Origin of the sequence: Caulobacter sp. FWC26, from assembly GCF_002742645.2 — a bacterium.
Lineage (GTDB): Bacteria > Pseudomonadota > Alphaproteobacteria > Caulobacterales > Caulobacteraceae > Caulobacter.
In genome coordinates, this window is sequence record NZ_CP033875.1 from 3,006,182 (window position 1) to 3,029,021 (window position 22,840).

Sequence of the window (22,840 nt, forward strand, 5' to 3'; positions counted from 1 at the left end):
TTACGGCGGCGTGATCGTCTCGCCGCCGGCCAGCTGGATGGCGGCCGTCTCCAGGTGATCGAGCAGACGCTTGAAGGTGGCCACCTCGCTGGGGGCCAGTCCCGCCAGCAGCGTCGCCTCATAGGCCAGGGCCAGGGGGGCGATCTCGGCGAACAGCCGTCGCCCGGCGGCCGTGAGCTCCAGCGTGTGAGAGCGCCGATCTGTCCGCACCGTGGTGCGCGCCACCAGCCGGCGCACAACCAGCTCCTGAGCGGCGCGGCTGACCCGGACCTTGTCCATCGCGGTGCGGGTGACGGCGGTGTGCGGGGTCAACGCGCCCTCGGCGAGCACCGACATCAACCGCCACTGCGGGATCGTCAGACCAAAGCGGTCCTCATAGGCCCGCGCGATCAGACGGCTCACGGCGGCCGAGGCCGTCGCCAGGCGATACGGCACATAGTCCGAGAGGCTGACATTGGCCTCGGGCGCTGCGGGCGCGCCAGACGTGATCGGAGAGACCGTTGCGGTCATGTCCCTTCCTTTCGTCCTTCCCCGGCGCGGTCGCCTTCGGAAGGAGCGACCTTTCGCTTGATCCGTTCCCGAACGAGGCCCTGGCTAGGGCCCCATCGGTCCTGTCTGTTTGGGCATCGCCGCCGCAGGAGCTCAATGCTCGTTACGATCCGCGTCGAATACACGTCATAATCGCACGTCACTTGGGCAGAGAATAGCCGTCTCGCCTTCCTGAACAGCGATCCGTCAGTGATGGGCTGCGGCGGCGAGCTTGTCCTTGGGCGGCTCCGGCGTGGTCAGCAGCGCCTTCTGGCAGGCGCGCAACTCGTCGAGGCAGGTCTTGCGATTCCAGAAGTCGGAGAATTCGGCGACGGCCAGACGCAGGAGCTGGATATGCTCCTTGTATTCAACGGGTTTGGGCGCGTCGTCATGATCGTCGTGGTCGCCGTGGGCGGGCTTGGCGTCGGTCAGCAGCACCGTCTGGGAGCCCACGATCGTCACATTGCGACTCAGGACCTCGACGCCGGCCTTGGCGGGCGCGGCCTTGGGGTCGTCGTGATGACCGCCGGCGGCGTGGTCGTGTTCCTTGTCGTGGCCCTTGGCGTCATGACCCTTGCCGTGGCCGTGCTTGTCGGCCTTGCCGTGGTCGTCCTTCTTCTCCTCGGGACGCTCGCCCTTCATGCCCTTGTTGAGCTGCTCAAAGGCCTTGCCGCACGGTCCGCCGAACACCAGCAGCGGACCGATCCGCAACTGAACTTCGTCGATCAGGTCCTGGGTCTTGGCCACAAGCTCGCCGGAGTGGGCGCTGCTGGCGGCCACGCACTTGGCCTTGATGGCCTCATGAATGATCTTGGGCGTCTCGCCGTGCTTCTCGCCCTTGTCGCCGCGCCCCGTCAGCCGTCCGGCGAAAAAGGCCAGGCCGATGATCGCCAGGCCGGCGAGCACCAGAAGGAAAACCAGCGTCGGATCGAAGACCGGCACAGGTTGGTCGACCGGAAATTCTGACTGGTACACGCTGATGTCTCCGCCCCACGCGACACGCCATTCTCATGACGCTTCGTATGGTTAACGCAACAGCATTATTGATGCACGGCCAAGGTGCTCAGGACGGCCGATAAATGATCGCCGAAACGCGGGCGCCGTGCTCGTAACGGGCGGGCCCGCCGTAGACGGCGACCTCGCAGAGGATGTCCCCGCCGGCCTCCCCGCTCCAGATGTAGCTTCGCTCGACCTCGACATAGCGGCCGGCGGGCGAGATGCCCTCGAAGGTGTCACCCCAGGGGACCACGCCCTTCAGGTCCTGCCAGCGCAGCGTGACGGCGCGGGACAGCTCGTCGCGCGCCATCGCCTCCAGGTCAGGATCGCTCGTCGACAGCGCCTCAGCCCTCGGCCGTGTCGCGGAAATAGGCCTCGACCTCGCCCTGCAGCTTGATCGTCATCGGATTGCCCTTGCGATCCAGGGTCTTGCCGGCCGCGACCCGCACCCACTTCTCGCTGATGCAGTATTCCTCGACATTGGTCTTCTCGACACCCTTGAAGCGGATGCCGATGCCGCGTTCCAGGAGATCGGCGTCGTAATACGGGCTATCCGGATTGACGGAGAGGCGGTCGGGGGGCGTGTCGCTCATGGTCTTCAGCTTTCGGTGCGGGCCGCGCGGCCCCTGTCTTGGCCGGCGGTGATAGCTACGAAACGCGCAGAAGCCAAATCCTGAGGGACATCCCCTCCCCTGGCCGGACTTTCGTCGGCGCTCAGGTGGTCTGGTCGCTCTTGATCGGATCGGCGGCCGAGACCACCCCGTCATTGTTGGTGTCGTGGGTCACGAACATCCGCCAGCCCGAATAGTCGAACTCGGCCTTGGTGATTCCGCCGCTCTTGTCGCTGTCGAGCACCCCAAAGCGGATATCGGTCTGCCGCATCTGGCGCATCCGCTCCTCGTCCTTCTTGTCAGGCGTCATGTCCGAAGCGGCCAGCTTGGCCTCCAGCCGCGCCTTGAACTCGGCGACGTACTCGGCTTGCGACAGCGCGCCGCTCTTGTCGGTGTCGGTCTTGGCGAACTGAAGGGCGCGGGTGGCGGCGTACTCGTCCTTGGTGACGACGCCGTCGCCGTTCTGGTCCTGCTCCTTGATGAAGATGTCGCGGGCGTGCGAGGCGGCTTGGGCCACGCCTGCGATCAAGGACAGGGCCGCGGCGGCGGTCAGGAGGGTGCGGGTCTTCATGAGGGGTCTTTCGCTCAACGGAGGGATTCGAAGGTCAGGGCGTAGGTGAAGCTCTGGCCCGGCTGGCCGGGGGCTGGCGCGGCGACGCGGTAGCGCGACTGGATCTGGTAGACGCCGGACCGATCGACCCGCACGGCGAAGCGGCCGTTGGCGTCGCTCTTCAGCGTCTTGGGGGTCGCCTTGGTGTCGGCGTAGCGGTCGTCGGCCCCGTGCAGGGTGATCGGCTGACCGGCTACGGGCTTGCCGTCGAACAAGACCTCGAACACCGCGTCCTGGCCGGTGACGATCTTGCTGGGATGAGTCACGGCCCGGAACTCCAGACCCTTGCCGTGGGGCGCCAAGGCCTGGTCGCTGGGCGCCCCGCGCGTGACATAGACGTCCGCCAGGGTCAGGCTCTGCATGTCGATAGCGTCGGCCGGCGCCTTGGAGCCTTCGAAGAACGCCCACTCGCCATTGACCAGCGCCGCCTTGGCGACCCGGCCGGCGCGCAGGCCGGTGGTGATCCGATAGGTGCCGGGCTTCTCGGTCGTCGCCTCGACCAGCGCGAGCTCGCGCGTATAGACCGGAACCAGGGCGGTGCGCACGCCATCGGGACCGATCACGGCGTAACCGTCCGACTTCATTGCCACTTCAGGCGTGAAGAAGCTCTCGGTGAAGGCGCCCTGCACCGTCACGATCTTGCGGTCCGAGGCGTCGAACACGGTCGGCAGCAGATACGGCGAGTGGGCCTGCGCGGCGGGCCCGAGCAGGGCGAACAGCAGCGCGCCGCCTGTCAGGCTGGCGCGAAACGAACGGATCATTGAACAAAACCCCAAGCGCCGCGACGGCTGCGGCGACTCCGCTTTATTGCGACTGATTCTAAGAATCAATCTTAATTAGCTTGACCGCGCCCCTATCGAACCTTAGGCCCCTCACCGTCAGTTGCGAGTCATTCGCATATCAAAATATTAAGAAGGGGATCTCGATGTCGCGCCTGAAACTCGCCGCCCTCGCCGCCGCGTCCACCGCCGCCTTGCTCGCCACGGCCGCTCGCGCGGACGACGCCAAGCCCGAATCCGACGCCGTCGAGTTGGACAAGGTCACCGTTACCGCCACCCGCTCGGAAAAAGCCCTGTCCAAGGCCCCCGCCAGCGTGACCGTCATCTCAGCGCAGGAGATCGAGGACGGCTTGATCAAGGACATCAAGGACCTGGTGCGCGGGGAGCCGGGCGTTTCGGTCCGCAACGCCCCCGCCCGGTTCACCGCCGCCGGCGCCTCGACGGGGCGGGACGGCAATGCAGGCTTCAATATTCGGGGCCTGGAGGGCAACCGGGTGCTCATCGTCGTGGACGGCGTGCGCGTGCCCGACAGCTTCGCGTTCGGCGCCCAGTCGGTCGGACGCGGCGACCAGGTCGACCTCGACACGCTCAAGTCGGTGGAGATCGTTCGGGGCCCGGCCTCAGCGCTCTATGGCTCGGACGGCCTGGCTGGATCGGTCAGCTTCATCACCAAGGACCCGTCGGACATTCTAAAGGGCGGTGACGCGTTCGCGGGTCGGGCGCGCATCGGCTATGCGTCGGCCGACGAGAGCTGGACCGAAAGCGCGCTGCTGGCGGGCCAGGTCGGCCGCTGGGAGGGCCTGCTGACCTACACCCGCCGCGACGGCGAGGGCCAGAAGACGGCCGGGACCAACGCCTCGGCCAACACCGACCGCACCACCGCCAACCCCGAGGACAACCAGTCCAACGCGATCCTGGCCAAGCTGATCTACAGCCCCGATGACCATAACCGCTTCCGCCTGACGGTGGATCATCTGGACCGCGATGTGGATTGGACGGTCCTGTCGGCGATCGCCAAGCCGCCCCTGGCCGCAACCAGCGTGATCGGCCTGACCGCCTTCGACAAGGTGAAGCGTGATCGTGTCAGCCTGGATCACCGGTTCGACGGCGGCCAGGGCCTGATCGATAGCGCCCACACGACCCTCTACTGGCAAAAGAGCACGACGCGTCAGTTTTCGGCCGAGGATCGCAACACCGCCGTCGATCGCACGCGCGACGCCACCTTCGACAACCGGGTGCTGGGCGCCAGCGCCGAACTGCACAGCCGCTTCGACCACGGCGCGCTCACCCACGACATCGTCTGGGGCGGCGACGCGTCGATCACCCGCCAGCGAGGCGTGCGTGGCGGTACGGTTCCGCCCGCCGGCGAGACCTTCCCCGCTAGAGCTTTCCCGACCACGGACTTCACCCTGGCCGGGCTCTATGTTCAGGACGAGATCAAGGCCGGCCGCTTGGCGCTCTACCCCGCCCTTCGCCTCGACTACTACAAGCTGGATCCGAAGACTGACCCGTTGTTCCACGCCGCGACCGCCGGCCAGAGCGACACGCACCTGTCGCCCAAGCTGGGGCTGGTCTGGGAAGCCAGCGACCTCGTCACGGTCTTCGCCAACGCTGCGACAGGCTTCAAGGCCCCCTCGCCATCGCAGGTGAACACCGGCTTCAGCAACCCGGTCTCGAACTACCAGTCGATCTCGAACCCCGACCTCAAACCCGAAACCAGCCGCACCCTGGAAGCGGGGCTACGCCTGGGCCGGGAAAGCTGGCGACTGTCGGTGACAGGGTTCACCGGCGACTATGACGACTTCATCGAGCAGGTCCAGGTAGGCGGGAACTTCACCGCCGCCAGCCCCGCCGTCTATCAGTATGTGAACCTCACCGGCGTGACGATCAGCGGCGCGGAAGCCAAGGGCAGCGTCGTCCTGGGCGCCGGCTTTACGGCGCGAGCGGCGGTCGCCTACGCCAAGGGCTCGTCCAAGGCCAAGGGCGTCAGCACGCCGCTCGTGTCCATCGATCCTCTCAAGATCACCGGCGGCCTCGGCTACCGCGCGCCGTCAGGCCGGTTCGGCGGGGATCTTTCCGTCATCCACGCGGATCGGAAATCGGCGAGCCGAACGGGCGTCACCTGCGCGGGCGGCTGCTTCACGCCGGCGGCCTTCACCGTCGCCGACGCGACGGCTTGGTGGTCTGTCACCGAGGCGGTGACGGTGCGCGCGGGCGTCTTCAATCTCACGGACGAGAAATACTGGTGGTGGAGCGACGTCCGCGGCCTTTCCGACACCTCGGTGGTCAAGGACGCCTACAGCCAGCCTGGCCGGAACTACAGCATATCCCTGGCGCTGAAGTTCTGACCCGGCGGAGCGGCGCGCGCGGGCGGGAAGCCGCGCGCGCCGACATCCTTGCGGACAAGCGCCCCGGCCCCTGCTAGCTAGTCGCGGTCACGACACCGGAGTTCGCATGCTGCGTCGCCTTTACGACTGGGTCATGGGTCTGGCCGCCTCGCGCCACGCCGAAAAGAGCCTGTTCGCCGTCTCGTTCGCCGAGAGCTCCTTCTTCCCCGTTCCGCCCGACGTGATGCTGGCGCCGATGTGCCTGGCCAAGCCGGAGAAGGCCTGGCGCTATGCGGCCCTCTGCACCCTCGCCTCGGTTCTGGGCGGCATCCTCGGCTATGCGATCGGCTTCTTCCTGCAGGATCTCGGCATCTGGCTGATGAAGATCACCGGCCACGCCGGCGGGCTGGAAGAGTTCCAGTGCTGGTACGGCAAATACGGTGTCTGGGTCATCCTGGCCAAGGGCCTGACGCCCATTCCTTATAAGCTGGTGACCGTGGCCTCCGGTCTTGCCGCCTTCAGCTTCCCGATGTTCATCGCCGCGTCGGTGATCACCCGGGGCGCGCGCTTCTTCCTGGTGGCTTTCGTCATCAAGAAGTTCGGCCCCACGCTGCTGCCGGTGATCGAGCGTCGTCTCGCCTTGTTCGCCGGAATTTTGATCGCGCTCCTTGTCATCGGTCTCGGCGCCAGCCACCTCCTGGGCGGAAGTGGAAGCGCTGGAGCCTGCGTCGCATGACGAACGAGGACCCGAAGGTCGAAGACACCGCCCCTGTGGGCGAAACCCCGCCAGCGGCGACGCCTGTGCGCGGTCCCACGCCGGCCGCCCCCGTGCAGCGCTCCGTCATCGCCACGACCTATGACCTCGTGACACGGCACTGGCCGCTGGTGGCGCTGCTGTCGAGCGCGCTGCTGCTGGTCATCGCCCACGCCTTCGAAAAGTTCGGCGGCCTCGCGCCCTGCCACCTGTGCCTGAAGCAACGCGAGGTCTACTGGGTCGCCGGAACGGTCGGCCTGGTCGGACTGGCCTTGCAGCGCACGCCGTTCTGGTCGCGCCTGCGCCTGCCTTTGGCCCTGCTTCTCGGCGCCATCTTCCTCTACGGCGCGGGCCTGGCGACCTATCACGCCGGCGCCGAATGGAAGTGGTGGCCAGGACCCAAGACCTGTTCCGGCGGTGACGCCGCAGCGGCCTCCAATCTCGAGGCGATGCTGAAGGGAACGGCGGCTATCAAGCCGCCGGCCTGCGACAAGGCCGCCTGGGTGTTCCTGGGCCTGTCGATGGCCGGCTGGAACGTCCTGATCTCGCTCAAGCTGGCCGTCTGGTCCGTCCTGGCGGCGTTCCGCAAGTCGGAGACCCTGGCATGACCCGTCCCATCCCCCCGCGTCCCGGCTCATCGGCCTCGGCCGCGCGCCTCGCGGAAATCCTGCGCGTCGACCAGGCCGGCGAACTGGCCGCCGTCCATATCTATCGTGGTCAGGCGGCGGTCATGCGCGCCGCGCCCGGCCGTGAACGCATCGCCGAGCAGCTGCGCGAGATGGAAGGTCACGAGCAGGTCCACCTGTCCCGCTTCAACGAACTGCTGACCGAGCGCGGCGTACGGCCGACGTTGATGTCGCCGGTCTGGCGCGCCGCCGCCTTCGCGCTGGGCGCCGGCACCGCCCTGCTGGGCGACAAGGCCGCCCATGCCTGCACCGAGGCCGTCGAGACGGTGATCGAGAAGCACTACGCCGGCCAGATCGAGGAGCTGAAGGACCGCGATCCGGCGCTGGCGGCCGAACTCAGCCAGTTCCGCGACGACGAGCTGGCGCATCGCGACATCGCCATCGAAGAAGGCGCGCATGAGGCGACGGCCTATCCGCTTCTGACGGCGGTGATCCAGGCCGGATGCCGCGCCGCCATCAAGATCAGCGAGAAGATCTGAGCCGAAGACGAAGGTCCCGCTTTCGTGCAAGCGCTTGGCGCCCCGCGCGGACGAGCCTACCCATAGGCCCTCTATGGGGTCGGGTGGGGAGTCGTCCGTTGTCGCATCGCTTTAGCCTTTTCGCCGCCTGTGCGGTCTCATGCCTGGCGCTAGGCGTCGGGCAAGTCGGCGCCCAGACGGTCAAGACCAGCGAACTCACGCTGGAAACCGGCGGCGCGATGCCGGAGGCGCAACGCGCCCTGGCGTTCGATCACGCCGACCTCAAGCTCAAGATCCTCCCCGAGAAGAAGGCCATCGAGGGCGAGGCGACCCTGACCTTCACGGCTAAATCCCGGCTCGACAAGCTGGTGGTCGACTTCGATCGCGTCTTCACGATCCGTAGGCTGACGATCGACGGAAAGGCGCTGAAGCCGACATCCTGGAGCAACCCCGAAGGCCGGCTGACGATCACCCTGCCCCGGACGGTGGCCAAGGGGAGACAGGTGACGCTCGCCGTCACCTATGACGGCGTCCCTCACGAGGCCAAGCGCGCGCCGTGGGACGGCGGCTTCGTGTGGTCCAAGACCGAGACCGGCGAGCCGTGGATCGCCACGGCGGTCCAGGGCGACGGCTGCGATCTCTTCTGGCCCTGCATCGACTACCCGACTGGCGAACCCAAACTGGTGGACCTGCACATCACCGTGCCCGCACCCCTAGTCGCACCGGCCAACGGCGTCTTCAAGGGCATGACCGAGAAGGACGGCTGGCGCACCTATCACTGGCGGGCCAAGCAGCCGAACACCTACGCCATCGCGCTGGATGTCGGCCCCTACGAGGAGTTGACCGGGACCTATGAGAGCCGGTTCGGCGACAGCATTCCGCTGTCGTTCTGGCACCTGAAGTCCAGCGCCGCGCCGGCCAAGGACCTGTTCGCCGAGTTCACGCCGATGCTGGACTTCTTCGAGCAGATGATCGGCCCCTACCCGTTCCGCGACGAGAAGATGGGCGTGGTCGAGACGCCGCATCTGGGCATGGAGCACCAGACGATCAACGCCTACGGCAACGCCTATAAGAAGGACGGCTTCGGTTTCGACTGGCTGCTGCAGCACGAGTTCGCGCACGAGTGGTTCGGCAACCAGCTGACCAACGCCGACAACGACGACATGTGGCTGCACGAGGGCTTCGGCAGCTACATGCAGCCGCTCTACTCGCAGTGGCTGCACGGCGACATGGAATATATGAGCCGGCTGAACACTCAGCGCCTGGCCGTGCGCAACAAGTTCCCGATCGTCTCGGATCGCCCGCTCAAGGAGGACGCGGTCTATAACGGTGATCGCGGTCCGGGGAACGACATCTACTACAAGGCCTCGAACGTCCTCCACACCTTGCGCGCCCTGATTGGCGATGAGGCGTTCTTCAAGATCACCCGGATCGCTGTGTACGGCCGCGATGACCCCAAGCCCGGAAACTTCTCGCCGCGCTATTTGAGCACCCGGGACTTCGTGCGGATCGTCAACGAGGTCACCGGCCAGGACTTCGGCTGGTTCTTCGACGTCTATCTGTACCAGGCCGCTCCGCCGGAACTGATCGAGCGCCGCGACGGGGCCGACCTCGTGCTGCAATGGAAAACGCCGGCCGACAAACCCTTCCCGATGCCCGTGGACGTCAAGATCGGCGGAAAGCTGGTGACCTTGCCGATGGCCGGCGGAACCGGCCGCGTGACGGTGGGCGATGCGGTTCCTGTCATCGTCGATCCCGCGTCCAAGGTTCTGCGTCGCCAACCCTATGTCGAGGCGTTCCAAGCCTGGAAACAGGCGGCGGACAAGGCGGCGGCTGAGGCGCGCAAGAAGGCCGAAGCGCAAAAGGCTTCGCCCAGCCCGGGGTCTTGAACCCTCGCTAACCTTGTCGCTTTACCCGATGGCGCGATCTGGCCTCTAGGGTCAGAGGTCTGTGTTGGAGACCGCGTCCGTGTTGAAGCCAAGCCATTTCGTGATCGCAGCGCGCGGGGCTCTGCTGATGGGCGGCCTCGCGGTCGCAGTCCTGGCGCTGGGTCCTTTCCAAGGCGCCGAGCGGCTGATCGGGCTAAGCGACAAGACCGCCCACGCCCTGGCCTTTGGCGGGCTGCTGGCGGTTTCGTTCCTGGCCTTCCCGCGTTCGCGCCGCAGCGATCTGGCCATCGCCGCGCTGATCCTTGGCGCGGGCGTCGAGGTGGCGCAACTTTTGGGCCATCGCAGCGCCAGCCTGCTGGACTGGCTGGCGGACGCGGCCGGCGTGGCGACGATCTACGGCGCGAGCATGATCGAGACCGTTCGGAAGATGGCGCGTGACCACGGCGACAAGACCTTCGCCGAGATCGCGGCCTTGAACCGCCGGCGCACGCCGCGTCGCCCGTCAATCAGCTTCGCCCCTGCTCAGACCAAAGCCGAAAACGCGAGCCCCGGTTACGACACCTTCGCGCAACGCGCGGCCCGCCGCTTTCCGGTCAGGTAATCCGTTTGACGCTGACCGGGTCGCTGCCGGGGAAGCTCTCTTCCAGGCCTTCGTCGAGCAAGGCCTCCTGGCGGTTTTCCGACTGGGCGACCCTGCCCGCGAGCTGATCGTGCTTTTCACCCTCGGCCAGCGGTTCGTCGGCTTCCCGCGCGTGGGGCGCGTCGAAGGACTTGTCCTCGGGCCGGATCTTGCCCTCTGCGGCCATGTCAGCCGTCGATGCGGCCGTCCCATGCGTGAAGTGACGCTTGTCAGCGTCGTTGGCGGGGTTCTGGTTCATCTTCGATCTCCATGACGACTGTCATGGGAAGAACCCGCGCCTGGCGGCTCCGGTTGCATCGGGCGACCGGCGGGCCGGAAGCTCGCCTTACGCCTCCAGCTCGATGTCCCAGTACAGATAGTCCAGCCAGCTCACATGCAGCCGTCCCGGCGGGAACCGGCGCCCGCGTTCCTGCAGCTCGTACATCGACGGCCGGCGCGCGGTGTGGAACGTCTGCATTCCCGCCTCGCGCGGCGTTCGCCCGCCCTTGCTGAGGTTGCAGGGCGCGCAGGCGGTGACGATGTTCTCCCAGGTCGTGCGGCCGCCCCGCGAGCGCGGGATGACGTGGTCGAACGTCAGGTCGTCCGGAGATCCGCAGTACTGGCAGCTGAAACTGTCGCGCAGGAACAGGTTGAAGCGTGTGAAGGCCGGCGGGCGCTCCTGCGGCACATACTGCTTCAGAGCCACCACGCTGGGCAGCTTCATCTCACAGGAGGGCGAGTGGATGACCTGGTCATAGCTGGCCACGACATCGACGCGGTCCAGAAACACCGCCTTGATCACCTCCTGCCAGGGCCAGAGGGACAGCGGATAGTAGCTCAACGGCCTGAAGTCCGCGTTGAGGACCAGAGCGGGCATGCCCGACGGCGGGCGGGTGAGGACCTGCATCAAGTCCTCCTCTCGAGGCGGCCAGGGCCTCGGACGATGGGGTACGCGACAGGACTGAAGACGGGCCTCCTTCCTACGCTATTCAGGGAATCGCCATTCATTCCCGAACGCATGAGAAGGATGATCCGACTCAGCGACAGAACCAAGACATCCCTGGCTCGTTTTCAAAAAGGCGCGATTTCGCGTCGTTTCACGGCGCCGTAGCAGGCCCACAGCAGGTGAGCGGCGACGCTCCTGTAAGGCCGCCAAAGCTCGGCCCGGGCGTAGGCCTGCTTCTCGGTCGGACGGACATCGGCGCCGTCGACCCAGCGCAGGGCTTCCTGCAGCGCCACGTCCCCGCCGGGAAACAGGTCCAGCCGGCCTTGGGTGAACATCAGGAAGACCTCGGCCGTCCATCGGCCCACGCCGGTGATCGCCGTGAGGGCCGCCACGGCCTCCGCGTCGGAGAGGCTCCTTAGCGCGTTGAAATCGCAGGCGCCGTTCAAATGGGCCTCGGCGATGGCCCGGGCATAGCGCGCCTTGGGCCGGGAAAGGCCCAGCGAGAGCAGGTGAGCCTCTTCCAGCCCCGCCACCGCCTCCGGTGTCATGTCCGGCAGCCCCGCCTCGACCCGCGCCCAGATCGCCGCAGCGGAGGCAAGCGACACCTGCTGCTGGACGATCATCTTCAGAAGACCGGGAAAGCCGCCCAGGCCGACGCGCCAAGCGAAGGCCGGCGTCACAGCCTCCGCCGCCGCCAAGGCCGGATCGGCGGCCGCCAGGTGTTTGCGGGCGGCCAGGATCGCTTCGGCGGAAGGCGGGTCGAACATCCAGGCTTGGTCGCTCTGACAGCGCCCGCGCACAACCCGAAACTTGCGGCTCTACTCGATCACCGTGATCTCGATCGCGCCGCCCGGCGCGGCGGAGACCTCGCCGACCGCCTTGCCGAGCAAAGCCCGGGCGATCGGCGCGACGTAAGAGATCGAGCCCTTGGCGGGATCGGCCTGGTCCTCGCCGACGATCCGGAAAGTCTGAACCCGGCCGTCCTCGCGTTCGAACGTCACGCGATCGCCGAACTGCGCCACCGACTTGGAGGGATCGCGTTCCAGCACTTGCGCGGTCGCGCGACGGGCCGACCAGTAGCGGAGATCGCGCGTCGCGCGCGCCATGGCCGTGCGGTCACCGTCGGCGGCGCCGCCCGCGCTCTGGGCGCTGGAATACGCCGCGCGCGCAGCCGCGAGTTCGAGCTCGATCTCGGCTAGGCCGTCGGGCGTCACCAGGTTCGGGTGCGTGGAGATCGGACGATCCGGCAGATCGGCGGCGAAGGCTTCGCTGTCGCCTTCCTTGGTGAAGGCGACGCTCATGGCCGGAAAAGTCTGTGAAACATTGCAGGGGCCCGTGACGCGTCGAACAGAGGCGGCGTCTGGGGCCTAACGCGTCCCGCTCTGGTTAGCTCCGCCAAGGCGGCGGTTCAAGCGGTAGCCGCATTGGACACGGCGGCGGGCGCTCCCGTGGAACTCGCCCGCCGATCGTGGATCAACAGCCTACAGGACGACGCCGACGATGGCGGCGGCAACGCCCAGAGCGATGACCAGGAAGTAGCCGGCGGCCATGCGGTCAAAGGCGGTTTCAAAGGCGTTCAGCGTGCGGTTCATGATGATGATCCCTCTCATTCAGCTTGTCCCGATCCGCTACGGATCATCGGTCTCGCCAGAGACGAGCCAATCTGGACGGTGCTTAGATAGCACCAATCTGAACGCCGTCAAGATGATCTTTACAGCGTTTGGATGAAATTTTAGAAAGGCGGGGTTAGAGTGAGGCCGATGAGCACAGCGACCGCAGAATCACGCCCCTATCACCACGGTGACCTGAGCCGCGCCCTGATTGGGGCGGCGCGCAAGATTCTCGAGACCGATGGTCCTGCGGCGCTGTCTCTCCGGGCGGTGGCGCGCGAGGCCGGGGTAAGCCCCGCCGCGCCGTACCATCACTTCAAGGACAAGGCCGAACTGCTGGACGCCGTGGCGCACGAGGGCTGGCACGAACTCGATGCGGCGCTCTCCAAAGCCCGTGGCGAGAACAATGCCGCCCGGGACCAGATGACCAATCTCGGCGTCGCCTATGTGTGCTTCGCCCGCGACAATCCCGCGCTCTATCGCGTCATGTATGACTGCTCACGCGACCGGGACGCCTTGCCCGACCAGCTGAAGGACGACGGCGCCTATTGCCAGGTCCGCGACACCATCGGCGAGAATAGCGGCGGCCGCGCCACCGAGATCGACCTGGAGTTGGCGACGATCGCCGCCTGGTGCGCCGGACATGGCCTGGCCGAGATGATCAGCTTCAAGCAGTTCGCGCCGCTCAAGGAACTGCTCGGCGGCGAAGAGGCGTTCCTGCGGGCGGTCTTCGAGCATCTGGGCATGTTCGCCAAGGTCATCGACCAGGATCCGGCTTGACGTTCGTCACCCGGTTCGCGCCCTCCCCGACGGGTTACCTGCATCGCGGCCACGCCTACTCCGCGCTGACTACGTTCGAGGCGGCGCGCGCGGCGGGCGGGCGGTTCATCCTGCGCATCGAGGACATCGACGCCACCCGTTGCCGACCCGAGTACGAGGCGGCGATCCTGGAAGACCTCGCCTGGCTGGGCCTGCGCTGGGAAACGCCGGCGCGCCGGCAATCCGAGCACCTATCGGACTACGAGGCCGCCATTGCAGCGCTGCGCGATCGCGGCCTCGTCTATCGCTGCTTCAAGACCCGCAAGGAAATCGACATAGGTCGCGCGCCGCACGAGCCCGCCGTCGCCTATGTCGGCGCGCCGCTCAGCGCGGGCGAGGAAGCTGAACGGCTGGCGCGCGGCGAGCCGTTCGCCTGGCGGCTGTCGCTGGCGGCGGCGCGAGAGGCCCTCGGCGGCTTCGATTCCCTCACCTTCGTGGAGGAAGGCGTCGACAGATCATCGCCCCGAACCGTCCAAGCCCGCCCCGAAACCGCCGGCGATATCGTCCTGGCCCGCAAGGACGTCGGCGTGGCCTACCACCTTGCGGTCGTTCATGACGATGCGCTGCAGGGAGTGACCCATGTGATCCGGGGCGAAGACCTGTTCGAGGCCACGCATATCCAGCGACTGCTACAGGCGCTGCTGGGCCTGCCGACCCCGGTCTATCGCCACCATGGCCTGCTCACGGGGCCGGACGGCAAGCGCTACGCCAAGCGGGACAAGGCCCAGACCCTGCGGGCGCTTCGCGCGTCGGGGATGACAGCCTCGGCGCTTCGCGCCGAACTCGGGTTTGAATGAGGGCGATCAGCCGCCGCCCGCCTGCTCCACCAACTGCCCCATGGCCTTCAGATAGTTCGAAAACGCCGCCCGGCCGGTGTCGGTCAGTCGCACGCGCGTCAGGGGCTTGCGCCCGACGAAGCTCTTGTCGATCGACACGTAAGCCGCCTCCTCCAGCTTGCGCAGGTGGATCGACAGGTTGCCCTGGGTGACCTCGAGCACATCCTTCAGCTCGGTGAAGTCCGCGACCTCGGCGCTGGCCAGATAGGCGACGATGCCCAGGCGCACCCGGCCATGGATCACGTCGTCCAGCCCGCTGATTTCAAACTTGGGGGCCACCGAGCGCCTCAGGCCGCCGACCGCATGGCCTGGCGCATCATGTAGAAGCCCGGGGCCGCCATGAACGCGAACAGGCCGAAGCTGGCGATCATCAGGTAGAGGTCCGCCCGCTCGATCAGAAGGCCCATGGCCACGCCGGAGACCAGCCAGCCCAGGGCGACGATCAGCATCCACATCCTCCGGCGCAGCACGTAGATCACCTGCCACACCGCGCCTTGCAGGATGAACACCACCGCCGGATGGAAGAGCCAGTAGTGGAAGTCCTTGTGGCGCGAGGCGGCCGCCGCGAAGACGATGATCAGGGCCAGGTTCGCCACGCCCGTCGCCTGAAACGCCGCGTTGACCGCCCGATTGGTGACGCCGCGTTGCGGGCTCTTGCGATCCTTGATGATGACGATGGTCATCAGCACCAGGAAGATCACGGTCGGCGCCCAGGCCAGGATCAGGTTGCCAAGGCCGCCAAGGCCGATCAGCCCGCGTTCCTGGACAACGTAGATCAGAGACTGAAGACCATAGAGCAGCCCGGCCGCGCCGTAGAGCGCGCCGCCGGCCACACCCAGTCCGCCGCGCTCCTGGGAGCCTTCGGCCAGGCCGCGCAGGAAGGCCAGGTCGTCCTGGACGCTCTTCAGGTCTTTGCTCATGTCGGCCCCTTTCAGCGCGGCATCATGGACGGTCACAGGATTCGACCCAACAGCGGCAGGCGACGTAGTGCCATGGTCAGAATCCAGCTCAACACGGTGGCCCCGACAAACACCGCCACGCCCTTGGCCAGTCCGCCCCAGGCTTGAGGCAGGAACAGCCAGGCCAGCCAGGCCGTGAAGACGTAGTGGGTCAGGTACATGCCGTAGGCGTTGGCCTGCAGGCTGGCGCCGATCGGACCGGTTTTCTTGACGAACCGCAGGAAGGTGGCCAACGCCGCGAAGGACAGGGTGGCGCAGGCCAGGGCGAACATCACGCCGCCGCCGATGTCCAGCGCCAGGCGCGGCGGCGGCTTGGGCGAAAAGGCCATGATGATCACCGCGATCACCCCCACGACGGGCAGGATCGGGGCGGCCTGCCAGGCCCACCAGCGCTTGGCCAGCTTGCCCTCCGCGTTGGTCAGCCCCTGGCCGACGCCCGCCGCCCCGACCGCGACGCCGGCCAGGAAATAGACGAAGTAATGAAGGACCCGCGAAGTCTGCACCGTGAAGGGCCCCACCTGCGTCCAATGCATGAAGGTGAAGGTCGCGCTCATCGGGATATACGCAACGGCGCTGGCGATCACGAGCCCGAGAAAGAACAGGCCCGGCTTACGATCCGCGCCGCGCGCCAGCCGTCCGAGGCTCTCGATCGCGCCCGGCGCGATCAGGTTGATCGCCGTGGCCACGGCGCCGAAGGCGAGCAGCACCCACAGGAACCACGCCGGGCCGCTGGGCCAGACGGGCAGATCGAACCAGGCGCTTGCGAAGGCGGCGACAGAGACATCCCCACCGGCCTGCAGCCACGCCGGGAAATAGGCCAGCGGCGCCAGCAGGCCCGCCGCAAGCACAAACGGAACACCCAGTCGCAGGGCCCGGCCGCCCAGGAACCCGCCGCTACCCTTCGCCCGCAGGCCGTCAGCGACGAACAGACCCGAGATGAAGAACATCAGCGACATGAAGAACAGATCGTTGACCAGGGTCAGCAGGCCAAACAGCTCGAACTTCTGAGGATCGCGAACCGGGAAGGCCATCCACAGGTACGGGGCCTGGCCGAAGTCCGCGATCGGCGGCGGATTGGGCGTGTACGCCAGCACCGTGTGGTGGGCGATCACCAGCAGGGTGACGAAGGCGCGCAACGCGCCGATCGGAGCGTTGCGGCCGCCGAGTTGGGCCATCGTCGATCGTTCGGTGACACTGAGCGGCGCGTGCATGGGCTGATCCCTTCCTCAAGTGGGCGTACCATGGATCAACTAGTTTGTTTTGTAAACTAGTCTATCAGAAGCCTGTATCCTCTGATGCCGTGTCATCCCGGCCGAAGCGCAGCGGAGCGCCGGGACCCAGGGGCGACAGAACGCTGTGCGCGCCGCCCCTGGGTCCCGGACAGCCTCTACGAGGCTTCCGGGATGACACGGATTAATGGTTTGAATTTACGGATGTTCTGGCGCTCACCGCGCCCAGTACCGATACCGATACGCCGGCTCGAAACCCTCATCGTCATACAAGGCGATAGCAGGCGCGTTGTCGGCCTCCACCTGCAGCCAGGCCTGTTCTGCGCCCAGCGTCGAAGCCTCCGACAGCAGAGCGCGCAGCACCAAGCGGGCCAGCCCCTTGCGGCGATGGTCGGGCGCGGTGCGCATGCCGAAGATCCCCGCGAAGCCTCCGCCGATCGCGCTGGCCCCGATCGCCGCCGGCGCATTGTTGATGTCCAGGCGCGCGAACCGAGCGGGGGCCGGGATTCGTCGCAGAGTCTCCAGCCGCTCGCGGCCGTCTTCGGGATCGCCGGCCGTGGCGGTGAACACCGCCTGGAACGCGTCGTCGGGCGTCATCGAGATCACCACACGATCGCTCCCCTCCCCGCGCGTCGGCCCCAGCATCACCAGCGTTTCCTTGGTCGGCGCATAACCCCGCGCAGCAAGCCTTCGATCAAGGTCCGCAGGCGCGCAGGCGCCGTCCGTGAGCTTGAAGCGCGGCGGCAGTCCTCGCGCATCGAGCCACGCCTCGGCGGCCAGGATCGCCGCATCGACGTCGCGATCGGGCGCGCCCAGCGGCCAGCAGGCGTTGATGCGCATGGAGTGGCCCGACGTGGCGTTCAACCGCCATCCGCCAAGCGTCGCGCGCTCTCGCGCGGGCCAGGCGTCGTCGGCCAGCGGCTCCAGCCGCGCCGGATCGATCACTTCTCGGCCAGGAGCTTTTCGACCAGACCCCGCATCTCGGGCGCGGACCAGTCAGCCGGTCCGGCCAGACGCGCGCGTTCGCGACCCTGGCGGTCATAGATTACGGTCGTCGGGTAGCCCTGAGCGCGCGGTTGCAGGTCGAAGGACAGCTTGTAGGACGGATCGCGATAGGTGACGAGCGGCGGATTGGCCGCCATCTCTTCCTTGACGAGGTTCAGATCGCTGTCGCGGTCGACGCTGATCGGCAGCACCGTCAGAGGCTGGGTGGCGTAGGCGGCCTGAAGCTTGGCCAGGGTCGGCATCTCGGCCTTGCACGGCGCGCACCAGGTCGCCCAAAGGTTCATGACCACGACTCGTCCCTTGAAGTCGGCCAGGGTCGTGGGCTTTCCGTCCATCGAGGTGAAGACCGTCGTCGGCGCAGGACGAGGCGTGGCGGGCACGTCCAGCTTTTCCAGCGCGCCCTTCTTGAATTCTGTCAGGTCAGCGGGCCCAGAGGGTTTGAACGAAGCCGACACGATGACGTATAGAACCGCCGCGACGCCGACGAGAATGACGCCCGCCAGCGCCATTCTCATAGGATTACGCTTCTTGGCTTCCGCGCCGTTCTGACCCGACTGGACTTCGCTCATATGACCGACAACGCCTCCAACACGCCCAAGGCCAAGGGCCAGGGCCAAGCCATGTGGGGCGGTCGGTTTTCGGCCAAGCCGGCGGAACTGATGCAGGCGATCAACGTCTCCATCGGTTTCGACAAGCGCCTGTGGGCGCAGGACCTGGCAGGCTCCCGCGCCCACGCCCGGATGTTGATGAACCAGGGCGTGATTTCAAGCCATGACGGCGAGGAAATCCTGGAGGGTCTCGCCCGCGTCGAGGACGAACTGCTGTCCGGGACCTTCCCGTTCCGCGATGAGTACGAAGACATCCACATGAATATCGAGGCGCGGCTGCGCGAGCTGATCGGCCCGACGGCCGGTCGGCTGCACACCGCGCGTTCGCGCAACGACCAGGTGGCGCTCGACTTCCGTCTCTGGGTACGCGACGCCTGCGACCGCACGGTCGGCCAGCTCGAGGCCCTGCAAAAGGCCCTGCTGGCCCAGGCCGAAGCCCATGCCGATGCGCTGATGCCCGGCTTCACCCACCTGCAACCGGCGCAGCCGGTGACCTTCGGCCATCACCTGATGGCCTATGTCGAGATGTTCGGCCGCGACGCCGGCCGATTCCGCGACGCCCGCGCGCGGATGAACGAATGTCCGCTGGGCGCGGCCGCCCTGGCGGGCTCTCCCTTCCCGATCGACCGACAGCAGACGGCGACCGCATTGGGCTTCGACCGCCCGACCGCAAACTCGCTGGACAGCGTCTCCTCGCGCGACTTCGCGTTGGAAGCCCTGTCGGCCGCCTCGATCACCGCCACGCACCTGTCGCGCCTGGCCGAGGAGATCGTGCTGTGGACGACGCCGATGTTCGGCTTCATCAAGCTGACCGACGCTTTCACGACCGGCAGCTCGATCATGCCGCAGAAGAAGAACCCCGACGCGGCCGAGCTGATCCGCGCCAAGGTCGGCCGCATTCTGGGCTCGCTGACCACGCTGACCGTGGTCATGAAGGGCCTGCCGCTGGCCTATTCCAAGGACATGCAGGAGGACAAGGTCCCGACCTTCGAGGCCTTCGACGCGCTCGAACTCAGCCTGCTGGCCATGGCCGGCATGGTCGCCGACCTGACGCCGAACACCCAGAACATGGCCAAGGCGGCCGGCGCGGGCTTCTCGACCGCCACCGATCTGGCCGATTGGCTGGTGCGGACGCTGAACATGCCTTTCCGTGACGCCCACCACGTGACAGGCTCGGCCGTGAAGACGGCCGAAGGCTTGGGCGTCGATCTGGCGGATCTTTCCCTGGAACAGTTCCAGGCGATCGAGCCCCGGATCACGAACGACGTCTATGCCGTCCTGACTCCGGCCGCCTCGGCGGCCAGCCGCATGAGCTACGGCGGGACGGCCCCCGCACAGGTCCGCGCCCAGATCGCGCGTTGGAAGGAACTGCTCGCATGACCCGCCTCATCACCCTGGCGACCCTGACCGCCCTGGCCGTCTCGGCCGCCGCCTGTGGCAAGCAAGGGACGCTGGAACGTCCCGCCCCGATGTGGGACGCGCAGAAAAAGGCCGCCTGGGCCGCCGAGCGCCGGACGGCGTCGGCCCAGGCCAACCAGCCCGCCCGCGCCGGCGGCGCTCAGGAGATCCGTGACCCGGCCTCCAGCAGCCGCACCATCCGGGCCGCGCCGCTGCCCGGCACCAAGGACCCGTTCGGCGGTCCGTCAGCCGCGGGCTTCCCCGGCGCCACGCCCAACTAAGAGACTCCGTTGAACCACTTCGAGTACGGCCCCGAGGGCCTGGCCTGCGAAGGCGCGCCCCTGGCCAAGATCGCGGCCGAGGTCGGCACGCCGGTCTATGTGTACAGCCGCGCGACCCTGGAGCGGCACTTTGTGGTGTTCCGCGACGCGCTGGCGGCCGCCGGCGTCGTCGATCCGCTGATCGCCTACGCGGTGAAGGCCAACTCGAACGTCGCTGTGCTGAAAGTGCTGGGCGACCTGGGCGCCGGCGCCGACACGGTGTCCGAGGGCGAGGTGCGCCGCGCCCTGGCCGCCGGTATTCCGGGCGAGCGGATCGTCTTTTCGGGCGTCGGCAAGGCGCGGCGCGAGATCGCCTTCGCCCTGCAAGCCGGTGTCGCCGAGATCAATGTCGAGTCCGAGCCCGAACTGAACCTGATCGCCGAGGTCGCCGCCGAGCTGGGCGTGCGCGCCAAGGTCGCCTTCCGGGTCAATCCGGACGTCGCGGCCGGCGGCCACGCCAAGATCGCTACGGGCAAGTCCGAGAACAAGTTCGGCGTCTCGTTCGCCGAGGCCGCGCGCCTCTACGCCAACGCCAGCAACAACGCCAACCTCGACCCCGTGGGCGTCGCCTGCCACATCGGCAGCCAGATCACCGATCTGGCGCCCATGCGCGCAGCCTTCACCAAGATGCGGGGCCTGGTCGAGCAACTGCTGGCCGAAGGGCTGTCGGTCGAGCGCCTGGATCTCGGCGGGGGCCTCGGCGTGCCCTATTTCAACCACCCCGAACCGCCCTCGCCCGCCGAGTTCGCCGCCATGGTCGGCGAGGTCACGAAGGGCCTGCCCGTGACCCTGGCCTTCGAGCCCGGCCGGGTGATCGCCGCCAACGCCGGCGTCCTGGTGTCGGAAGTGATCCACGTCCACGAGCGCCCCGAGGGTCGCAAGTTCCTGGTCATCGACGCGGCCATGAACGACCTGGTGCGTCCGGCCATGTATGACGCGTTCCACGACATCCGTCCGGTGACGCAGCGCGCGGGCGAAACGGTCTATGACGTCGTGGGTCCGGTCTGCGAGACGGGCGACACCTTCACCCGCGACCGGGCCCTGCCGCCGTTCGTGGCCGGAGACCTGGTGGCCTTCATGTCGGCGGGCGCCTATGGCGCGGCCATGGCCAGCGAATACAACACCCGTCCGCTGGTGCCCGAGGTGCTGGTCGACGGCGATCGCTACGCGGTGATCCGCAAGCGGCCGACCTATGAGGAGATGCTGGCGCGGGATCTGGTGCCGGACTGGGTGTAGCCTCGTTACTTGCCCCCACCGGACCTGCTGCGCAGGTCGTCCGCCCCCGGAGGGGGCGGAAGGTTCCTTCTTCCCCCTTTGGGGGAGGAGGGCCGCAGGCCCGGAGGGGGCCGGCGGCCGCCTATCAATCCATCGCGCCGATGTACGGCAGACCCCGGCTCTTGCCCTCGTCGTCGAGGCCATAGCCCACGAGGTAGCGGGCCGGCGCTTCCCAGGCGACGAAGTCGGGCTCCATGCCGCGATCCTTGGGCCAGGGCTTGCGGGCGAAGACGGCGGTCAGCACTTCGCTGGCGCCGGCGTCTTTCACCAGGCGCGCGGCCTCCGACAGCGACAGGCCGGTGTCGAAGACGTCGTCGACCACCAGAGCGCGACGGCCGACCAGCGGGCGCTGCAGGTCGGCGCGAACCTCGCAGCGGCCCGAGCTCTTGCGCTCGTCGTGGTAGGAGGCCAGCCAGAGCGCGTCGAAGCGGACGTCGCGTCCCGCCTTCCACAGCGCGCGGGTCAGATCGGCGGCGAACCACAGGCCGCCGGTCAGCAGGCAAACCACGACAGTGTCGTCGTCGATGCGGGGCGCGATCTGTTCGGCCAGTTTTTGAACCCGCTCGGCGATCTCGGTTTCCGAGATCAGGACTTCGGGCTTGGGAAGGTCATTCATGATGGGCGGGTTCGTGAGAGTCTGAAGGGGGTGTTTGGTCCCCGCTCTCATGTCCCGGGGGTTCCTGTCCAGCCGCTTCGTGCGCGACCGGCGCATCCTGAGCGCCACGCAGGGCGACTTCGGGCTCGCCGCCGTGCGCTTCGGGCTTCTTCAGGGCGGTCTTGACCGCCTTGGCCGCGCCCGGCTCGGTGGCGAAAGCGATCTGAAGGTCCTTGGCTGTCCGAGGCGGATCCAGGAAGGTGATCGAGAAGTGCCGCACCTCGCCCGGCGGGATCTTGGCGTCGGCAGCGGCCGCCAGTTGGCCGGCCACGCGCTTGTCTTCCTTGCTCAGCAGTTCCACGCGCAGCGGCGGCGCGACGACTTCATGCTCGGTGATGTTGCGGATCGAGCCGGTGATCGTGACGGCCGCATGGCCCTCCTGCATAGACGGCTGGGCCTTGATGCTGTCGCGGTCGATCACGAGCCCTACGGTGTTCACCGGCAGGCCAACCGCCGCATAGGCGCCCGCCGAGCCCGGCATGATCCGCACCACATCGATCCGGAAGATCAGGGCGGCCACGACAACCACCGCCATGGCGGCGGCCATGCCGGCCCAGATCACGCCAGTGGTGGTGGCCGCGCGGAGTCGACGCTCGGCGTCAGCGCGCGCCCTGAAGACCTTGGGCAGTTCCTCGCCCGGCAAGGCGCTGACCGGCGGCTCTTCCACTTCGGCGACCGGTTCGGGGGCCTCGACGCGCTCAGGTTCGGGATCGCTGCTGGCGCTGGGCGGTTCGTCGAAGAGGTCTAGCGGCTCTTCGGCGTCTTCATCCTTGCGGGCGGTCCAACGGTGTCCGCACGAGGCGCAACGCACGACGCGGCCGTCCGGCCCGACCTTGGAGTCGTCGACGAAATAGCGGCTGGCGCACTCCGGGCAGGTCAGTATCATGGCCGCGAATCGAACGAACCCCACATGACTTCATGGG

The 22,840-nt window shown here is 67.4% G+C and carries 29 protein-coding genes; 11 read left to right on the forward strand and 18 right to left on the reverse strand.

Annotated elements, in window-relative coordinates; genetic code table 11:
• From CSW63_RS15820 to CSW63_RS15850, 6 genes are all read right to left on the reverse strand, one after another.
• Entirely contained in the window at window positions 1-510 is a 510-nt protein-coding gene (locus CSW63_RS15820) for a MarR family winged helix-turn-helix transcriptional regulator (protein WP_062094196.1), read from the reverse strand.
• A 225-nt stretch (window positions 511-735) separates the two neighbouring features.
• Window positions 736-1,509, reverse strand: a complete 774-nt coding sequence (locus CSW63_RS15830; RefSeq protein ID WP_168193743.1) for a hypothetical protein — start codon at window positions 1,507-1,509, stop codon at window positions 736-738.
• A gap of 82 nt (window positions 1,510-1,591) precedes the next feature.
• Complete coding sequence (locus tag CSW63_RS15835; protein ID WP_062094199.1) at window positions 1,592-1,834, reverse strand: hypothetical protein; 243 nt, start codon at window positions 1,832-1,834, stop codon at window positions 1,592-1,594.
• Between the two features lie 34 nt (window positions 1,835-1,868).
• Entirely contained in the window at window positions 1,869-2,117 is a 249-nt protein-coding gene (locus CSW63_RS15840; protein WP_062099782.1) for a DUF3297 family protein, read from the reverse strand.
• A 121-nt stretch (window positions 2,118-2,238) separates the two neighbouring features.
• Window positions 2,239-2,724: an EF-hand domain-containing protein gene (locus CSW63_RS15845; RefSeq protein ID WP_082749795.1), complete on the reverse strand. Its 486-nt coding sequence runs from the start codon at window positions 2,722-2,724 to the stop codon at window positions 2,239-2,241.
• Window positions 2,721-3,506 (reverse strand): DUF4198 domain-containing protein, encoded by a 786-nt coding sequence (locus CSW63_RS15850; RefSeq protein WP_062099780.1) that lies wholly within the window; start codon window positions 3,504-3,506, stop codon window positions 2,721-2,723. Before CSW63_RS15850 ends, CSW63_RS15845 begins: the two co-directional genes overlap by 4 nt.
• A 164-nt stretch (window positions 3,507-3,670) precedes the next feature.
• Between CSW63_RS15850 and CSW63_RS15855 the strand changes: the two genes are divergently transcribed.
• The 6 genes from CSW63_RS15855 (at window position 3,671) to CSW63_RS15880 (ending at window position 10,239) form a co-directional block, all read left to right on the forward strand.
• The gene (locus tag CSW63_RS15855; RefSeq protein ID WP_062099779.1) at window positions 3,671-5,872 is read left to right on the forward strand and encodes a TonB-dependent hemoglobin/transferrin/lactoferrin family receptor; all 2,202 of its coding nucleotides are present in this window, start codon (window positions 3,671-3,673) and stop codon (window positions 5,870-5,872) included.
• Window positions 5,873-5,978: 106 nt separating this feature from the next.
• On the forward strand, window positions 5,979-6,587 hold the full coding sequence (locus CSW63_RS15860; RefSeq protein WP_062099778.1) for a YqaA family protein: 609 nt from the start codon (window positions 5,979-5,981) through the stop codon (window positions 6,585-6,587).
• Window positions 6,584-7,213: a disulfide bond formation protein B gene (locus CSW63_RS15865; protein WP_062099777.1), complete on the forward strand. Its 630-nt coding sequence runs from the start codon at window positions 6,584-6,586 to the stop codon at window positions 7,211-7,213. Before CSW63_RS15860 ends, CSW63_RS15865 begins: the two co-directional genes overlap by 4 nt.
• The gene (locus tag CSW63_RS15870) at window positions 7,210-7,770 is read left to right on the forward strand and encodes a demethoxyubiquinone hydroxylase family protein (RefSeq protein ID WP_062099776.1); all 561 of its coding nucleotides are present in this window, start codon (window positions 7,210-7,212) and stop codon (window positions 7,768-7,770) included. Before CSW63_RS15865 ends, CSW63_RS15870 begins: the two co-directional genes overlap by 4 nt.
• 83 nt (window positions 7,771-7,853) lie before the next feature.
• Complete coding sequence (locus CSW63_RS15875; RefSeq protein WP_168193670.1) at window positions 7,854-9,638, forward strand: M1 family metallopeptidase; 1,785 nt, start codon at window positions 7,854-7,856, stop codon at window positions 9,636-9,638.
• A gap of 79 nt (window positions 9,639-9,717) precedes the next feature.
• On the forward strand, window positions 9,718-10,239 hold the full coding sequence (locus CSW63_RS15880) for a hypothetical protein (protein ID WP_062099774.1): 522 nt from the start codon (window positions 9,718-9,720) through the stop codon (window positions 10,237-10,239).
• Here CSW63_RS15880 and CSW63_RS15885 read toward each other — a convergent pair.
• From CSW63_RS15885 to CSW63_RS15905, 5 genes are all read right to left on the reverse strand, one after another.
• Entirely contained in the window at window positions 10,232-10,516 is a 285-nt protein-coding gene (locus tag CSW63_RS15885; protein WP_062099773.1) for a hypothetical protein, read from the reverse strand. The two genes, CSW63_RS15880 and CSW63_RS15885, sit on opposite strands and share 8 nt — an antisense overlap.
• Before the next feature lie 87 nt (window positions 10,517-10,603).
• Entirely contained in the window at window positions 10,604-11,167 is a 564-nt protein-coding gene (locus CSW63_RS15890) for an HNH endonuclease (RefSeq protein WP_082749792.1), read from the reverse strand.
• A gap of 161 nt (window positions 11,168-11,328) precedes the next feature.
• Window positions 11,329-11,970 (reverse strand): DNA-3-methyladenine glycosylase, encoded by a 642-nt coding sequence (locus tag CSW63_RS15895; protein WP_062099771.1) that lies wholly within the window; start codon window positions 11,968-11,970, stop codon window positions 11,329-11,331.
• Window positions 11,971-12,021: 51 nt separating this feature from the next.
• Window positions 12,022-12,504 (reverse strand): transcription elongation factor GreA, encoded by a 483-nt coding sequence (greA, locus tag CSW63_RS15900; protein ID WP_062099770.1) that lies wholly within the window; start codon window positions 12,502-12,504, stop codon window positions 12,022-12,024.
• 180 nt (window positions 12,505-12,684) lie between these two features.
• Window positions 12,685-12,795 carry a hypothetical protein gene (locus CSW63_RS15905; protein WP_062099769.1) on the reverse strand — a complete coding sequence of 37 codons (111 nt, stop codon included), beginning with the start codon at window positions 12,793-12,795 and terminating at the stop codon, window positions 12,685-12,687.
• Window positions 12,796-12,963: 168 nt separating this feature from the next.
• Here CSW63_RS15905 and CSW63_RS15910 point away from each other — a divergent pair, with 168 nt between their 5' ends.
• Together CSW63_RS15910 and gluQRS are read left to right on the forward strand one after the other, a co-directional pair.
• Window positions 12,964-13,593, forward strand: coding sequence for a TetR/AcrR family transcriptional regulator (locus CSW63_RS15910; RefSeq protein ID WP_062099768.1), 630 nt, complete (start codon window positions 12,964-12,966; stop codon window positions 13,591-13,593).
• Window positions 13,590-14,429, forward strand: coding sequence for a tRNA glutamyl-Q(34) synthetase GluQRS (gluQRS, locus tag CSW63_RS15915; protein WP_062099767.1), 840 nt, complete (start codon window positions 13,590-13,592; stop codon window positions 14,427-14,429). Before CSW63_RS15910 ends, gluQRS begins: the two co-directional genes overlap by 4 nt.
• Window positions 14,430-14,435: 6 nt before the next feature.
• Here the strand turns inward: gluQRS and CSW63_RS15920 are convergent, their stop codons facing one another.
• The 5 genes from CSW63_RS15920 to CSW63_RS15940 form a co-directional block, all read right to left on the reverse strand.
• Window positions 14,436-14,747: a transcriptional regulator gene (locus CSW63_RS15920; RefSeq protein WP_062099766.1), complete on the reverse strand. Its 312-nt coding sequence runs from the start codon at window positions 14,745-14,747 to the stop codon at window positions 14,436-14,438.
• Between the two features lie 8 nt (window positions 14,748-14,755).
• A complete protein-coding gene (locus tag CSW63_RS15925) occupies window positions 14,756-15,403 on the reverse strand; it encodes a hypothetical protein (protein WP_168193744.1) in 648 nt (215 codons plus the stop codon).
• 17 nt (window positions 15,404-15,420) lie between these two features.
• Window positions 15,421-16,638 (reverse strand): acyltransferase, encoded by a 1,218-nt coding sequence (locus CSW63_RS15930; protein ID WP_062099764.1) that lies wholly within the window; start codon window positions 16,636-16,638, stop codon window positions 15,421-15,423.
• Window positions 16,639-16,872: 234 nt separating this feature from the next.
• On the reverse strand, window positions 16,873-17,601 hold the full coding sequence (locus CSW63_RS15935; protein ID WP_062099763.1) for a GNAT family N-acetyltransferase: 729 nt from the start codon (window positions 17,599-17,601) through the stop codon (window positions 16,873-16,875).
• Window positions 17,598-18,230 (reverse strand): TlpA disulfide reductase family protein, encoded by a 633-nt coding sequence (locus CSW63_RS15940; RefSeq protein WP_062099762.1) that lies wholly within the window; start codon window positions 18,228-18,230, stop codon window positions 17,598-17,600. The genes CSW63_RS15935 and CSW63_RS15940 overlap by 4 nt, the downstream gene beginning before the upstream one ends.
• Here CSW63_RS15940 and argH point away from each other — a divergent pair, their 5' ends adjacent.
• Genes argH through lysA form a run of 3 tightly spaced genes read left to right on the forward strand, consistent with a single transcriptional unit; the run spans window position 18,231 to window position 21,223 of the window.
• The gene (gene argH, locus CSW63_RS15945; protein WP_082749789.1) at window positions 18,231-19,649 is read left to right on the forward strand and encodes an argininosuccinate lyase; all 1,419 of its coding nucleotides are present in this window, start codon (window positions 18,231-18,233) and stop codon (window positions 19,647-19,649) included.
• On the forward strand, window positions 19,628-19,948 hold the full coding sequence (locus tag CSW63_RS15950; RefSeq protein WP_062099761.1) for a hypothetical protein: 321 nt from the start codon (window positions 19,628-19,630) through the stop codon (window positions 19,946-19,948). Before argH ends, CSW63_RS15950 begins: the two co-directional genes overlap by 22 nt.
• Before the next feature lie 9 nt (window positions 19,949-19,957).
• Entirely contained in the window at window positions 19,958-21,223 is a 1,266-nt protein-coding gene (lysA, locus tag CSW63_RS15955; protein WP_062099760.1) for a diaminopimelate decarboxylase, read from the forward strand.
• Window positions 21,224-21,347: 124 nt separating this feature from the next.
• Here the strand turns inward: lysA and CSW63_RS15960 are convergent, their stop codons facing one another.
• Together CSW63_RS15960 and CSW63_RS15965 are read right to left on the reverse strand one after the other, a co-directional pair.
• On the reverse strand, window positions 21,348-21,929 hold the full coding sequence (locus CSW63_RS15960) for a phosphoribosyltransferase (RefSeq protein ID WP_168193671.1): 582 nt from the start codon (window positions 21,927-21,929) through the stop codon (window positions 21,348-21,350).
• Window positions 21,871-22,827, reverse strand: a complete 957-nt coding sequence (locus CSW63_RS15965; RefSeq protein WP_082749787.1) for an MJ0042-type zinc finger domain-containing protein — start codon at window positions 22,825-22,827, stop codon at window positions 21,871-21,873. The genes CSW63_RS15960 and CSW63_RS15965 overlap by 59 nt, the downstream gene beginning before the upstream one ends.
• Window positions 22,828-22,840: the final 13 nt, after the last annotated feature.

Bases quoted from the DNA above. Each gene is read 5' to 3' on its own strand.
- CSW63_RS15820 (WP_062094196.1), bottom strand. From the start codon at position 510: ATGACCGCAACGGTCTCTCCGATCACGTCTGGCGCGCCCGCAGCGCCC.
- CSW63_RS15835 (WP_062094199.1), bottom strand. From the start codon at position 1,834: ATGGCGCGCGACGAGCTGTCCCGCGCCGTCACGCTGCGCTGGCAGGAC.
- CSW63_RS15840 (WP_062099782.1), bottom strand. From the start codon at position 2,117: ATGAGCGACACGCCCCCCGACCGCCTCTCCGTCAATCCGGATAGCCCG.
- CSW63_RS15850 (WP_062099780.1), bottom strand. From the start codon at position 3,506: ATGATCCGTTCGTTTCGCGCCAGCCTGACAGGCGGCGCGCTGCTGTTC.
- CSW63_RS15855 (WP_062099779.1), top strand. From the start codon at position 3,671: ATGTCGCGCCTGAAACTCGCCGCCCTCGCCGCCGCGTCCACCGCCGCC.
- CSW63_RS15860 (WP_062099778.1), top strand. From the start codon at position 5,979: ATGCTGCGTCGCCTTTACGACTGGGTCATGGGTCTGGCCGCCTCGCGC.
- CSW63_RS15865 (WP_062099777.1), top strand. From the start codon at position 6,584: ATGACGAACGAGGACCCGAAGGTCGAAGACACCGCCCCTGTGGGCGAA.
- CSW63_RS15870 (WP_062099776.1), top strand. From the start codon at position 7,210: ATGACCCGTCCCATCCCCCCGCGTCCCGGCTCATCGGCCTCGGCCGCG.
- CSW63_RS15885 (WP_062099773.1), bottom strand. From the start codon at position 10,516: ATGAACCAGAACCCCGCCAACGACGCTGACAAGCGTCACTTCACGCAT.
- CSW63_RS15895 (WP_062099771.1), bottom strand. From the start codon at position 11,970: ATGTTCGACCCGCCTTCCGCCGAAGCGATCCTGGCCGCCCGCAAACAC.
- greA (WP_062099770.1), bottom strand. From the start codon at position 12,504: ATGAGCGTCGCCTTCACCAAGGAAGGCGACAGCGAAGCCTTCGCCGCC.
- CSW63_RS15905 (WP_062099769.1), bottom strand. From the start codon at position 12,795: ATGAACCGCACGCTGAACGCCTTTGAAACCGCCTTTGACCGCATGGCC.
- CSW63_RS15910 (WP_062099768.1), top strand. From the start codon at position 12,964: ATGAGCACAGCGACCGCAGAATCACGCCCCTATCACCACGGTGACCTG.
- CSW63_RS15930 (WP_062099764.1), bottom strand. From the start codon at position 16,638: ATGCACGCGCCGCTCAGTGTCACCGAACGATCGACGATGGCCCAACTC.
- CSW63_RS15940 (WP_062099762.1), bottom strand. From the start codon at position 18,230: ATGAGCGAAGTCCAGTCGGGTCAGAACGGCGCGGAAGCCAAGAAGCGT.
- argH (WP_082749789.1), top strand. From the start codon at position 18,231: ATGACCGACAACGCCTCCAACACGCCCAAGGCCAAGGGCCAGGGCCAA.
- CSW63_RS15960 (WP_168193671.1), bottom strand. From the start codon at position 21,929: ATGAGAGCGGGGACCAAACACCCCCTTCAGACTCTCACGAACCCGCCC.